Below are 13,584 nucleotides of genomic sequence, written 5' to 3'. Positions count from 1 at the left end.
AATTCGAAATCAAATATAGGATAGTTTCTTCGTGAGTGCTCAAAAAACTAAACCAGCTTGAAGGTCAGAGGGTACTGGCGCTTTATATATTGAAGATCAATTGCTTTTCGATAGTTACATACGCAACTTTAAATCTCTTAAAGTCCCTCACCCTTCCGCTTGCAGCAAGAGGGTGAGGGAGTTAGGAGGCTACCCCCCAATCCTTATTAATGGGTTTGCCATACTGAAGTGCCTGCGCCTAAGTTACCGGGATCAAGTATCTGCCCAATGAAGATGATTTTTTTTGTGATTATATTACGCAATATATAAAGAAATGGTCGATTAAATGTGATGGATTCTCCCGGCTCTCTCCCAAACCCTCTAAGCACACGACTGCGTGTGACAGCTGCGGCCCGGGTTCCTGCTTCATTAACTTCCATGGCACAATGTTGACTAAAAATCATACTGTTGAGAGGTGCAGGGAGAGTCAGCATATTTCCCAAACTGGCCTTTTCAAAAAGGAAACTTAAACCTGCCTGACTTAAAGCTTTGTTCAAATCCGTTTCCGAATCGACTTTAAACGGTGGAAGTTCGAGAGAGATGGTTGAACTGGATGGATCGGCTTCTTCGGAGTCTAATGATGAAAATAATGCTGTTATTATTTCTGGCGTTACCTCTTGAGGCATTATTCCTTCCGGGGGTAACACCAATATCATTTCATGCGCTCCATGGTAGAAAACGGTTACTGCTTGCCAATCATTTTGACTAGCGTATTGGGAAGATCTGATTTCTCCACTCAAAAATTTATCTAAAATCACTCTTTGATTATTGGGTAAAGTAAATTCACCTTTACTTCGGGTTCTGAAAGGCTTATCCCAAAGTCCCATGAAGTAAACAGAATTTATGAGTGCTACGAGATGAGATGAGCCCCAGTCGCGGGCGTTGCAGAAAAATGGAATCATACCACGGGTTAACTCGCAAAATAGTTTGTTGAGCTCCCGTGCGAGTTGTTCCAAAGATGCATGGTTGGAAAAGTTGACATTATCACGAATCTCGACGTTTATCTGCCTGAGCCTATCACGATAAGTCTCCTGAAGCTGAGATTCGTGGGATACGAGTATGCAATTTGCAACACAGTATTGGTCCTGTCCACAAAATGTTGCGCTTGATGCTGCGGCACCGTATTGCTCAGAAAAACTTTTACCCAGACAGTTTTGAAGCAATTGCTGAGTTTCGCCGGTAGCTCCCATGAGTATCAGTGCCAGTGATTGAAAAAGGCCATCAGGGGAGATAACCAAATTTGTAGTCATTCCTTCTGCTACATTGCTAAAAAGATTTATGGCAAGCTGGAGAGATCTCTGGGATTCATCAGATTGTACACCAGGATTTGAATCAGGGTTGACCGGTGTTGCCCATTGGGTAGATGTGTTGTTAAGTTGAAGATACTCATTTCCAATTGGACATATCGGGCAAGATGAAAAATCTTCAAGTCTGTAAATAGACCCGCAGTCACAGCTTTGAATCCCTCGCCAGCTTTCATCCCCTTCCGGACCAGCATATAAATAAGGGTTGACTGACGTTGCCGATTGGGAAGGAGTTGTGTCATGTTGAAGGTGATCATTCAGAAGGAAGCAGCGCGGGCAGAAAGTGTAGGTTTCATGATCATAATCGAAGTTGCACTTTTCACAGGTTACAGCCAGAATTGGCGAGGGTAGAAACAGGAAATAGAACAGAGAGGCAATAACCAGAAAGAACCTGTACTGCCAGACTGAGTCTGAAGATTTATTCAGTAAAAGCACGTTTATACCTTGTGGTCTTAATTTTTAGGGTTTGTATCGGGGTTGCTTCCCTGTTCACTAAACAGTTACCCTCCCTGGACGGTCACCGAATATGAAATCCGAAAATCAATATAGGATAATTTTCTGGTTACTTCCCATCCAATAAATAGACCAGCCTACAGGCTTGAGGGTTCAGGCGTTGTAAAAATTGAAGCCCCATTAGAATTGACGGTCAGTAAACAGTCTTCATAAAGTGAGCAGAACGGTAAATGTGGCTCAAACAAGAGGCGGAAGTGCCTGCAAAAGCGGGTATCTTGCTACTCATCATCGCTTATAGTGAGGAGAGTCATGAGGCTACCCTGTGCCAATTAATGGGTATTCGATTCTGAAGTGCTTGCTCTTAAGCCCCGACGATCAAGTATCTGTCCAATGAAGATGATTCTTTTTGTTATCTTATTACGCAATATATAAATAAAGGGTCCACCAAATCGGATTGGTTGTATTGTATTTCCTTCATGTGTTCTCTTAGAACCAGCGTGTGTTAAAGCTGCGCCCGTTAAGGTGTTCGTCAGCTTGTACATCATGACTTGAGTCGTCATTTACTGGTATTGCCGATTGGGAAAGCGATGTGTCATGTTGAGAGGGGAGATCCTTATCTCTCATATTACACGACGGTATCGGGCAGAATGTGAAGTCTTCTGAATCGTAACTAAAGCCGCATTTGTCACAAGTTACAGCCAGAAGTTCTGAGGGTTGCAACAGTAAATAGAGCAACACCAGAACGATTCTGTACTGGCAGATTGAATCGGAAGGCTCACTCAGTAAAACCACGTTTGCACCTTATCGTTTTGACTTTAGAGTTTTTGTCGGAATAAGCGCCTTGTTTCCTGAATCAGCTTTTCTATCGGGACGCTCCACTGAATGTGGAAATCGGAATTCAATATAGAATAGTTTCTTTGTTATTTTCCATCGATTGCGGTGAGGGGGGCAAGAGGCTACCCCATGGCAATTAGTCGGCTTCCGGTTCTGGACTGCTTGCTTCTGAGTCCAGATGATCAATTGACTGCCCAATGAAGATGATTCTTTTTGTTATTTTATTACGAAATATATAAACAAAGGGTCGATCAAATCGGATTGATTGTATTGTTTCTCCATCATGTGCTCTCTTGGAACCAGCGCCTGATAAAGAGGCCCCCCGGGCTACTTGTTCACTGAACACATTTATAGGAGCAGGTAGAACTGGCACAGCTCCTGAACTCAGATCGTTGGTAACAACAGCAATGGCCAGTGAACCTGATTGACTTAGAGCTTCGCTCAAGTCAGTGTTTTTATCAACGTTAGAGTGTGGAAGTTCGGGCGTCATCGTTGAGCTGGAAGGAAAAGATTCTTTGGCGTCTAATGACGAAAATAATGTGCTTATTACTTCTGACCTTAACTCATTAGGCAATAACCTTGTCTGGGGTAAAATTAAAATTATTTCATCGTTCTCCAGGTAGGGAAAGGTAAATGCTTCCCAATCATCGTGATTGGCGTATTGGGAAGGATTAATTTTTCCTCCCGTAATTCTGTCTAAAGCGGCTAGTTGGCCATCGGGTAAGGTAAATAACGCTGCATCTTGGGTACCGAAAGCCCTTTTCCACATAGCTATAATGTAAAAACAACTATAGAATTCTATGATCGCAGATAAACGGCAATTGTCGTGCATACAGTGATGTTGAATGATACCATGCATTGAACGGCCAAAATTTGTGTTGAGCACTTGAGCCAAGCTTTCTAAAGGTCCAAGATTGGTGAAGTCGACATTACCAGGAGCATTGTCGGCTATGTGTTTAAGTCTCTCTTTATAAATCGCCAGAGACCGAGCTTCACTGGCTGAGGGCATGCTAGATGCTGCTCCATCGGTTGGATCAGAATACTCATCTTCCCTTTGAAGTTGATCCAATTGCTTGTTCGCACCGTCAGCACCTGCCTGTAACAGTAGCAGTGCCACTGTCTGAAAAAGACTATCAGGGGAAATGACAAAATCTTCATGAGGAATATTGAGTGCTGTATGGACAAATTGATCGATGGCAAACTCCTGATTTTTCAGCGATTCATCAGCTTGTACATCAGGAGTTGAGACTGGATTGACTAGTGTTGCCGATTGGGATGGCACGGTGTCATGTTGATGGGGGTGATCTTCTTGATAACACGCCAACGACGGGCAGAATGTGTCGTCTTCCTGATCGTAATTAAAGCCGCATTTGTCACAAGTTACAGCCGGAAGTTGTGAGGGTTGCAATAGTAAATAGAGCAACACCAGAACGACCCTGTAGTGGCAGATTGAATCGAAAGACTTACTCAGTAACATCACGTTTGTACCTTATTCTCTTAACTTTAGAGTTTTCGCGGAATAACCTTCTTGTTTACTGGGCTGTTGTCCTGCTCGGGCGATCAATGGAATATGAAACCCGCAATTCAATGTAGAGTAGTTTCTTAGTTTTTTTATCCAAAATTAAGCAATGCGGGGTAGGTGTTGCTAGCTTGGCACTTACCTTGCGTCTGAGTCCCGTGGAGCAAGTATCTGCCCAATGAAGAGGATTCTTTTTGTTATTTTATTACGCAATATATAAATAAAGGATTGATCAAATCGGATCGATTGTATCGTCACACCCTCATGTGATCTCTTACAGCCAACGTGGGCTGAAGCTGCGTCCCCGGTTCCTTGTTCATGAATTTCAGTGGCACTGTGTTGTCTGAACACATTCGTGCGAACAGGTAAAGGAATAGCTGGCATGGCTCCTGAATTCAGATCGCTTTTGACTGCAGAAATTAAACCTGAGCCTGATCGACTTAAAGCTTCACTCATTTGAGTATTTGTATCCACTTTAGAGTGAGGAGGTCCGGGAGTTATCGTTGAGCTGGATGAAGAGGATTCGTCACAGTCCAATGATGAAAATAATGCCGTAATTATTTTCGGACTTACCGTATAAAGCATACTCTCTGCCGGAGACAAAACCAGAATTATTTCATGATCTCCCTGGTCGGGAAAGGTAAATGCTTCCCAATCATCGTGATGAGCGTACCGGGAAGGATTCATTTTTCCATCCATAATTCTGTCCAAAACGGCTGCTTGACCATTGGGTAAGGTAAATAAAGCTGCACTTTCGGTCCCACGAGACATTCTCAACAGCCCTCTGAAGTAAATAGAAGTTATGAGTTCTATGGATGTTGATAAGGGGCAGGCGATGGGATTGCAAAAACGTTGCACCATACCCTGGGTTAATTGGCAAAATAGTCCGTTGAGTTCTTGGGCCAGACTATGCATAGGCGTGAGCTTCATCAAGTTGAAGTTATCACGAGCCTTGTCGTGTATTTGTTTAAGTCTCTCTTTGTAAATTGACAGAGGCTCAGGTTGACTGGCTGCGAGCAAGCTATTTGCAACACAGTGTGTGTCGTGTCCGCAGGCTGTTGCACCTGATACCGCTGCACCGTACGGCTCAGAATGATCCCCTTTCAGATAATTTTGACGACATTGTTCGGTCGCACCGTCAGCACCCGCATATAACAGTAACAGTGCCAGTGTCTGAAAGAGGCTATCAGGGGACATGACAAAATTTTCATCAATATTGGAGGCTACATATCTAAATACATTTGTGGAAAATTCCAGATTTCCCGGCGATTCGTCCTTCTGTGTACCAGAATTTGAATCAGGATTGACTGATACTGCTGATTGGGAAGGCGTTGTGTCACGTTGAGGGGGCTCATCTTCATCATTATTTTGTAGGTTGCGTGTTTGTTTCGGGCAGGATGTGAAGTCTTTTTGATCGTAATTGAAGCCGGATTCGTTATAGGTCACAGTCCTGGCAGGAGCAGCTGGACGGCTGGGTTGATAACAATTCCACCTTGGGCAGGAGTTAAAATCTTCTTGATCGTAATTGAAGCCGCAGTTGTCACAAGTCACAGGCTGGGCCAGGGCAATTTGATGGTTTTGTGTATTACACGTCCACCTCGGGCACGATGAAAAGGTTTCATCATCGTAATCGAAGCCGCAGTTGTCGCAAGTCACAGCCAAAAGTTGAGAGGGTAGCAACAGTAAACAGAGCAGCACCAGAACGACGTTGTACTGGCAGACTGAACCGGAAGATTTGCTTAGTAAAAACAAGTTTGTACCTTACTCTCTCGATTTTAGCGTTTGTCACGGAATAAACTCCTTGTTTACTGGACAGTTGTCCTTCTGGGGCGGTCAACGGACTATGAATTCGGAACTCAATATAGAATAGTTTCCAGGTTATTTCCCACTCAAAAACTAAACCAAATGATCAGCTACCTGGATACCCGTTAAATTTGATGGTCAGTAATCTGTCGATGAATAAAGTGGGCAGAGAATCAACCGCAACACTTTTTGTATTTTTTGCCACTGCCGCAGATACAAGGATCGTTTCTTCCGGGCAGAATGGCTGGAATATCCGGATAAATAAAATACCAGCGACCCTCTTCCCTGACGAAGTCTGATTGCTCATGATGCGCTTCTTCCCTGCCGGTGGTGGGGTTCAGAAACCAGGCTCTGAATTCCACTTTTCCCCGAGTGTCGCAACGGCCACCGGCTTCAGTGCTGACAACATCCAGTCGGGTCCAATGGGTAGCGTCTGCCTTTTTATGAATACCGGCCCTGTCCAATCCGTCGATCTGGCGCTGCCAGGTGGTGGCTAACAAATAGTCTGTGTTTTTAAGGTAGTAAGCTGAAAAGCGCGAGCGCATCAGGGCTTCTGCTGTCGGAGCCGTTTCTCCTGAATGATAGCGACCGCAGCATGTTTTATAGATTTGGCCTGAGCCACAGGGGCAATGGTTTACACTAGAGACAGAATTAAGCCCAGAGTTGTTTTCAGTCATGTAATTCTTCGAGCAGGAGTGATCGGTTTTCGTTAGAATGTCATTTTACCCAACTTACAGGATCATATACATGCGCCTTGGCAAAGCAGTGGTGGTTTTATTCTGGCTGTCGGCACTGTGGAATCTCTTCGTGCCCATGGCAGAACCCATGGGGGCCGTTGTTAAGTGGGCTGCGCCGCTACTGCTGCTGATGCACACTGCTGAGCATTTCTTCTTCAGTCGCCGTTTTGCTGCCATGGGGGCGCCGCTGTCCATGAAAGATCGCTACATGATTCTGATTTTTGGTGGCTTTCATCTGATGAGCCTGATGAAACAAATACCGATCCAGGCTGTGGGTGATCAGCACAGTGCTTGAAGATTCTCAGAAAAAAAAGATCCAGAACGCTTACAGCACATTTCTGGCCAGCAAAAAGCTGAAGGCCCGGCCCGGTCAGAAACAGATGATTGCAGAAGTCGCCCGTTCCCTGGGTGAGGTCAAGACTGATAGCGAAGGACGCAGAACATCTGATCCTTCTGTAATTGTGGTCGAAGCAGGAACGGGTACCGGTAAAACGGTAGGTTACGTTCTGCCTTCGGTGGTGATGGCGCAGGCTGCCGATAAAAGGCTGGTGATTTCAACAGCGACAGTGACGCTGCAGGAGCAGATTATCAGCAAGGATCTGCCCGACATTATCCTGAAAACCGGACTCAAGTTCTCTTTTACCCTGGCCAAGGGGCGTGGACGATACGCCTGTCTGAGCAAGCTCGATCGGCTGTTGCAAGAAGAGCAGTCAACGGCTTCATTGATTGATATGTTTGCCGGGGAAGGTTTTACCCCGGAGCAGGACGAGTCTTCCCTGAAGCTCTACCAGACAATGTTGGAAGACTTTGCCGCTTCCAGGTGGGAAGGTGACCGTGACAGCTGGCCCGATGCGTTGGAAGACCCGCAATGGCGAATGATCACCACGGATCATGCTCAATGCAGTGGTCGACGGTGTGGCTATTTTAATCAGTGTCCTTTCTACAAAGCCCGGGCAGATCTGGAGCAGGCCGATGTGGTGGTGACCAATCATGACCTGGTGCTGGCTGATCTGGCTCTGGGCGGTGGTGCTATTCTGCCTGATCCTAAAGATACCGTTTACGTCTTTGATGAGGGCCACCATCTGCCTGACAAGGCGATTGATCATTTCGCCTGTCATTCCCGGATAAAAGGGACTGCCAGCTGGCTGGAGAAAGCCAGCAAGAATTTGCAGAAGACCCTGTCCCAGAATGCCCTGCCCGGAGAGTTGGGTGAAAGGCTCGAAAAACTCATGCCAGAGTTTGATGAGCTGGTGAATAATCTGGGTCATACCCGGACTCTGTTACAAGGGGTCGCAACTTTTGAACCACGAATCCAGGGTGATACGACGGTTGCTGTTTATCGTTTTCCTGAAGGAAAAGTGCCCGAAGCCGTTCGTCAGCAAGCTGAAATGCTCAAAGTCGGCTTCAGTCGATGCAGTGGGATGGTTGAAAAGGTTGCCAGGGAACTGAATGATGCTATGGACGGAGATGTTCCTGGCATTGACCGTTGGCAGGCTGAGCAACTGTTTCCGGAAATTGGCGCGATGCAGATGCGACTGGAGAGCCAGTTTCAACTCTGGTTGACCTACACCATGAAAGATCCCGAAGGCGAACCGCCCAGTGCGCGCTGGCTGAAGTGGAGTGAAGGGCCCTTTGGCGAGGAACTGGAGGTTTTCAGCAGTCCTATTCTTTCTTCGGCAACACTCTGGCAGACGCTCTGGAATCCGGGTTATGCATCGATTGTTACTTCTGCCACGCTCACTGCCCTGGGTAACTTTAACCGTTTTCGCATGCGTTCCGGGATTCCATCCGAGTCTCGTTGTGTGGTTGTTCCCAGTCCTTTCCAGCACAGTTTTGCTGCTCAGCTGGTGGTGCCGGGTATGTTGTCTGATCCTCGTCAGAGTGAGGAGCATACGGAAGAAATCGTTGAGAAGCTGCCTGATCTGATGTCCACTCAAAAAGGTACATTGGTACTTTTCTCATCCCGCAAGCAGATGAAAGATGTGCATTTTGGTCTCGATGATGAGTGGCGCAAGAAGATCCTTTTGCAGGATGATTATTCTAGAGCGGAACTTCTGAAACTGCATCGCAAGCATATTGATGATGGCAAAGACAGTATTCTCTTTGGCTTGGCCAGTCTCGCAGAAGGGATCGATCTGCCGGGTGAGTATTGTGAGCATGTCATCATTGCCAAGATTCCTTTTGCGGTGCCCGATGATCCCGTGGAATCGGCACTGTCAGAATGGCTTGAGGCTCAGGGCCGAAATCCATTCATGGAAATAACGGTTCCGGACGCAGCCATCAAGCTGGTACAGGCCTGTGGTCGTCTGTTGAGAACAGAGCAGGACACCGGCCAGATCACATTGCTGGACCGAAGAGTGATCACCGCCAGGTATGGTCGCATGATTCTGGATTCTCTTCCGCCTTTCAGAAGAGCAATAGAACACGCAGTTCTCTGAATTTCCCGGAGAGTGGCTGCTTCTGCTGTCGATGCCGGTCAATGACGGCAGAAGCCAGACCAGATGCCGGTTTCTGAGTTTTCTTCCGACTTCTCTTCCGGCTTCGCCACTGTCTTAAAGCCGCTCAAAAAGCTTGTTTTCTTCGGAAGAAGAATTTTCATCCGAGGAAGGCTCTTCCTCTGTGTTCGTATCTTCGTTGTTGGCAACGAGGCTGTGAAGGTCGATGACCCATTCGCTTTTATTACTCTCGTCCTGCCTTGATTCTTCTTCATCGGCAAAGCCGGTCAGCGACAATGCGGACAGGGGAAAGATCAGGGCCAGTGCAGTCAGTTTCTGTTTAATCATAATGTATACCTCTTGGTTGTTTCTTTCTCGTCTCAATAGTTTTGACTGCAAGATGCTGAAAATGTTCCCTGAATTTTCTTCGGGCCGGAGTCGATTCCCGGAGATTGGCTTTTATTTTTCTCTCATTCCAACGCATCCGCTGATCAGGTAGAATGGACGGCTGTTTTTTATTGTGGAAATGATTCCTTCCTCTCACTGCCCAAGTCAAGCCATCCGGTTCTGTTCCCGATTAGGAGCATTAGCCATGTTCACGGTCAATACCGGCAGCTGAAGTGATATTTCCCGATTTTTCATCGAACCCTGAACGATACTGAGCGATAAATCATGCTTGAAGTAAACCCTATCAAGGAGCGTATTAAGGATCTGACAGCACGTACTGACGTGCTTAGGGGGTACCTTTGACTACGCTCACAAAAGTGAGCGTCTGCAGGAAGTAGAGCGGGAGCTTGAAGATCCGGATGTCTGGAATGAGCCAGAACGTGCCCAGGCCCTGGGTAAGGAGCGTTCCATTCTGGAAGGCATTGTTTCTACCATTGAACAGCTGACATCAGGCCTGGAAGATGCCAGTGAATTGCTGGAAATGTCGGTGGAAGAGCAGGACGAAGACGGTGTGGAAGGCGTTGTGGAAGAGCTGGACCAGCTAAGCGAAAAGCTGGAAGAGCTGGAGTTTCGTCGCATGTTCTCCGGAGAAATGGATCCCAATAATGCCTATTTGGACATTCAGTCGGGTTCCGGTGGAACAGAAGCTCAGGACTGGGCCAACATGTTATTGCGTATGTACCTGCGATGGGGTGAACAGCGGGGCTTCAAAACTGAAATCATTGAAGTGTCTGCTGGAGAAGTGGCTGGCATTAAGTCGGCTACGGTTCAGTTTACCGGTGAATACGCTTTTGGCTGGTTGAGAACAGAAACAGGTGTGCATCGTTTGGTACGAAAGTCTCCATTTGATTCCGGCAACCGCCGCCATACCTCTTTCTCATCGGTTTTTGTCTCTCCGGAGATAGACGATAACGTTGAGATCGAGATTAATCCGGCCGACCTTCGAATTGATACCTACCGCTCCAGTGGTGCCGGTGGTCAGCACGTAAACACCACCGACTCTGCGGTTCGTATTACTCACGAGCCTTCAGGCATTGTGGTGCAGTGTCAGAACCAACGTTCCCAGCACCAGAACAAGGACAAGGCCATGCAGCAGTTAAAAGCCAAGCTGTATGAGCTAGAGATGCAGAAGCGCACTGCAGACGCTCAGGCTCTGGAAGATTCCAAGTCCGATATTGGTTGGGGCAGTCAGATTCGTTCCTACGTTCTGGATGATTCCCGCATCAAGGATCTGAGAACCAGCGTAGAAACCCGTAATACTCAGGCTGTTCTTGACGGAGATCTCGATAAGTTTATCGAGGCAAGCCTCAAGAAAGGCCTGTAATCTCAGCCGTTAACAGAGAACAGTTTACACAAGGGAGTAACAGGCAGCTGTTTGCTCCCAGCCCCCAAGGGGGTGAACTGGAGAAAATATGTCTGAAGAACAGATTTTAGATGCCCGGGAAGAGAACCGGCTGGTGGCTCTTCGCCGTGAAAAACTCAATACCATTCGTTCTGAACGGGTCGCTTTCCCAAACAAATTCCGTCGTGATGCGCTGGCTGCAGATCTTCAGAAGGCGTTCGCTGATACCAGTAAGGAAGAGTTGCTGGACGCCGGCAAGAAGATCAAGGTCGCTGGCCGTATCATGCTGAATCGCGGCGCATTCATGGAAATTCAGGATATGTCCGGTCGTATCCAGGTTTACATGAACCGCAAAGCGCTGGCTAAAGAAGTACTGAAAGAAGCCAAAACCTGGGATCTGGGGGATATCATCGGTGCTGAAGGAACCCTTCAGCGTTCCGGCAAGGGCGATCTCTATGTGGATATGGAGCATGTAGAGCTGCTGACCAAATCCCTGCGCCCTCTGCCCGAGAAGCACAAGGGGCTGACCGATACAGAAATGCGTTATCGTCAACGTTATGTGGATCTGATTACCCGTGAAGAATCTCGTGAAACTTTCCGTATTCGTTCCCGTATTGTTCAGGTGATTCGTGACTATTTCCATGGGCAGGACTACATGGAAGTAGAAACCCCGATGCTACAAGTGATTCCGGGAGGTGCAACGGCACGCCCGTTCGTGACTCACCATAATGCACTGGATATTGATATGTACCTGCGCATTGCTCCGGAGCTCTATCTGAAGCGTTTGGTCGTGGGCGGATTCGAACGAGTGTTTGAAATTAATCGGAACTTTCGTAACGAGGGGTTGTCTACACGTCATAACCCTGAGTTTACGATGATTGAGTTCTACCAGGCTTACGCAGATTACATTGACATGATGGATCACACGGAAGCCCTCTTTAAGCGTCTGGCCAAGGACGTTACCGGTGGGACGACATTGACTTACCAGGGTAACGAGATCGATTTCGGCAAGCCATTTGTGCGTATGTCGGTTTTCGATTCTATACTGCACTTCAATCCGGATCTTGAGGTTGCTGATATTGATACGATTGATTCAGCGACTCAGGTTGCGGAAAAGCTGGGTATCGAGGTCAAGGGTACCTGGGGTCTGGGCAAGATTCAGATCGAGATATTTGAGGAAACGGTTGAGCACCGTCTGATGGATCCGACATTCATTACCGAATATCCAACAGAGGTATCGCCTTTGGCACGTCGTAATGATGGCAATCCATTCATTTCTGACCGCTTTGAGTTTTTTGTGGGCGGACGTGAGGTGGCCAACGGTTTCTCCGAGTTGAACGATTCTGAAGATCAGGCTGAGCGTTTTCGTCAGCAAGTCGCAGAAAAAGACGCTGGCGATGATGAAGCCATGCACTTTGATGCAGACTACATCAACGCTCTGGAGTATGGTTTGCCGCCAACGGCGGGTGAGGGTATTGGTATAGACCGTCTGGTCATGCTGTTTACTGATGCACCTTCCATCCGTGATGTACTGTTGTTCCCGCACATGCGACCCCAGCAGTAATCCCGGCTGGATTCCGGCAGTCAGTCTATCTGTCTGCCGAACCTTCAGCCCAGTCTTCAGCGGCCATTGACCAAGCTTGGAGCATGACTGTCTAACGTCGGTTTTCAAGCTGAAGTACAAGAAGATTGGCGTAACTGGAATTCCTCTTTTATTTTTAGAGATGGCTTCAGGCGTCATAAGACTAACAGGCAACTGCAAGGCATTTTCTCATGGAAGCAACGTACAGTGACGAAAGAAACTGCGTCCTATCGCAGATGGCCCAAAATGAAGGAGCTGCTCTCGGAGACGGAACTCTGAAATATCAAGGACGTAAAACCAGTCGGGCCAACAGTGAGCAACGTCGTCGAACCATTTTGGAAGCAGCACTAAGAATCGTGGTAAGGGACGGAGTCCGTGGCGTAAGGCACCGCGCTGTCGCCAAAGAAGCTCAGGTACCTCTCTCTGCAACCACCTATTACTTCAAAGATATTTCCGACCTCATTACAGACACTTTTACCCTGTTTGTGGAAATGGGGGCTGAAACCTTCAAGGCATTCTGGGAAGAGTCAGACGATCAACTGCAAAAGGCGCTCTCCCTGCTCGATGGCACCAATGATGCCAGAGCTCAGTTTGTCGATCAGATGCTCAATCTGGCGGTTGATTATGTTGGCAACCAGCTGACTGAGCACCGTGATTATCTGATTGCAGAACGGGCTTTCCAGCTGGAGTGTCTGAGGAATGAAACTCTGCGTCCCATCGCGTTTAAACATCAGACCTACCTGTTGAACAGTCTGGTCTCACTCTTCAGGCGCACAGGCTCCTCACAACCAGAAACCGATGCTCAACTTTTTGCCTCTTTCATTGCGCAGGTTGAATATGAGGGGCTCTTGCAGGAAGGTAGGCTGGATATGGCACCGATCAGAGAAAGACTGCATCGCCAGATCGTTTTGATGTTCAGCAATGGTCACTGACTGACTATCAACGGCCATTCTACAGGAAGTAAGAACAGAGATAACGTACACCTCTCTTCTATTGGTGTACGATGTTTTTTTTCGTGAGCCAGCTCGGTATTATCCATTTGTGTATAATGGCCCGATTGTCATCCGGTTCTTATCTTAAACCTTTGGA

General features: G+C 47.3%; 10 protein-coding genes. 5 read left to right on the top strand and 5 right to left on the bottom strand.

Going from position 1 to position 13,584, the window contains the following annotated elements; all coding sequences use genetic code 11:
* Nucleotides 1-206 precede the first annotated feature (206 nt).
* From KBW69_RS09715 to KBW69_RS09700, 4 genes are all read right to left on the bottom strand, one after another.
* Entirely contained in the window at nucleotides 207-1,778 is a 1,572-nt protein-coding gene (locus tag KBW69_RS09715) for a serpin family protein (protein ID WP_257280718.1), read from the bottom strand.
* A 988-nt stretch (nucleotides 1,779-2,766) separates the two neighbouring features.
* Nucleotides 2,767-4,107, bottom strand: a complete 1,341-nt coding sequence (locus KBW69_RS09710) for a serpin family protein (protein ID WP_257280717.1) — start codon at nucleotides 4,105-4,107, stop codon at nucleotides 2,767-2,769.
* A 180-nt stretch (nucleotides 4,108-4,287) separates the two neighbouring features.
* Nucleotides 4,288-5,901: a serpin family protein gene (locus KBW69_RS09705; protein ID WP_257280716.1), complete on the bottom strand. Its 1,614-nt coding sequence runs from the start codon at nucleotides 5,899-5,901 to the stop codon at nucleotides 4,288-4,290.
* A gap of 224 nt (nucleotides 5,902-6,125) precedes the next feature.
* The gene (locus tag KBW69_RS09700; RefSeq protein WP_257276136.1) at nucleotides 6,126-6,629 is read right to left on the bottom strand and encodes a YchJ family protein; all 504 of its coding nucleotides are present in this window, start codon (nucleotides 6,627-6,629) and stop codon (nucleotides 6,126-6,128) included.
* A gap of 70 nt (nucleotides 6,630-6,699) precedes the next feature.
* On the opposite strand from KBW69_RS09700, the gene KBW69_RS09695 reads away from it, so the two are divergent.
* Entirely contained in the window at nucleotides 6,700-6,984 is a 285-nt protein-coding gene (locus KBW69_RS09695; protein WP_257280715.1) for a DUF1145 domain-containing protein, read from the top strand.
* Nucleotides 6,977-9,127 carry an ATP-dependent DNA helicase DinG gene (gene dinG, locus KBW69_RS09690; protein WP_373690686.1) on the top strand — a complete coding sequence of 717 codons (2,151 nt, stop codon included), beginning with the start codon at nucleotides 6,977-6,979 and terminating at the stop codon, nucleotides 9,125-9,127. Before KBW69_RS09695 ends, dinG begins: the two co-directional genes overlap by 8 nt.
* A gap of 114 nt (nucleotides 9,128-9,241) precedes the next feature.
* Here dinG and KBW69_RS09685 read toward each other — a convergent pair whose 3' ends face one another.
* On the bottom strand, nucleotides 9,242-9,472 hold the full coding sequence (locus tag KBW69_RS09685; RefSeq protein WP_257276139.1) for a hypothetical protein: 231 nt from the start codon (nucleotides 9,470-9,472) through the stop codon (nucleotides 9,242-9,244).
* A gap of 324 nt (nucleotides 9,473-9,796) precedes the next feature.
* On the opposite strand from KBW69_RS09685, the gene prfB reads away from it, so the two are divergent.
* From prfB to KBW69_RS09670, 3 genes are all read left to right on the top strand, one after another.
* A protein-coding gene (prfB, locus tag KBW69_RS09680; RefSeq protein ID WP_257276140.1) for a peptide chain release factor 2 occupies nucleotides 9,797-10,895 on the top strand; the annotation gives its coding sequence in 2 pieces (ribosomal slippage) (nucleotides 9,797-9,871 and nucleotides 9,873-10,895; 1,098 coding nt in all).
* 88 nt (nucleotides 10,896-10,983) lie between these two features.
* Nucleotides 10,984-12,477: a lysine--tRNA ligase gene (gene lysS / locus KBW69_RS09675; protein ID WP_257254276.1), complete on the top strand. Its 1,494-nt coding sequence runs from the start codon at nucleotides 10,984-10,986 to the stop codon at nucleotides 12,475-12,477.
* A 209-nt stretch (nucleotides 12,478-12,686) separates the two neighbouring features.
* Nucleotides 12,687-13,427 carry a TetR/AcrR family transcriptional regulator gene (locus KBW69_RS09670; protein ID WP_257254275.1) on the top strand — a complete coding sequence of 247 codons (741 nt, stop codon included), beginning with the start codon at nucleotides 12,687-12,689 and terminating at the stop codon, nucleotides 13,425-13,427.
* Nucleotides 13,428-13,584 lie beyond the last annotated feature (157 nt).

Source organism: Endozoicomonas sp. ISHI1, assembly GCF_024606225.1.
Classification (GTDB): domain Bacteria; phylum Pseudomonadota; class Gammaproteobacteria; order Pseudomonadales; family Endozoicomonadaceae; genus Endozoicomonas_A.
This window is presented reverse-complemented; position numbering and strand designations above follow the sequence as displayed.

Excerpts from the sequence above, each read along its gene's own strand:
- KBW69_RS09670 (WP_257254275.1), top strand. The coding sequence starts at position 12,687 with ATGGAAGCAACGTACAGTGACGAAAGAAACTGCGTCCTATCGCAGATG.
- KBW69_RS09710 (WP_257280717.1), bottom strand. The coding sequence starts at position 4,107 with ATGTTACTGAGTAAGTCTTTCGATTCAATCTGCCACTACAGGGTCGTT.
- KBW69_RS09695 (WP_257280715.1), top strand. The coding sequence starts at position 6,700 with ATGCGCCTTGGCAAAGCAGTGGTGGTTTTATTCTGGCTGTCGGCACTG.
- KBW69_RS09700 (WP_257276136.1), bottom strand. The coding sequence starts at position 6,629 with ATGACTGAAAACAACTCTGGGCTTAATTCTGTCTCTAGTGTAAACCAT.
- KBW69_RS09685 (WP_257276139.1), bottom strand. The coding sequence starts at position 9,472 with ATGATTAAACAGAAACTGACTGCACTGGCCCTGATCTTTCCCCTGTCC.
- lysS (WP_257254276.1), top strand. The coding sequence starts at position 10,984 with ATGTCTGAAGAACAGATTTTAGATGCCCGGGAAGAGAACCGGCTGGTG.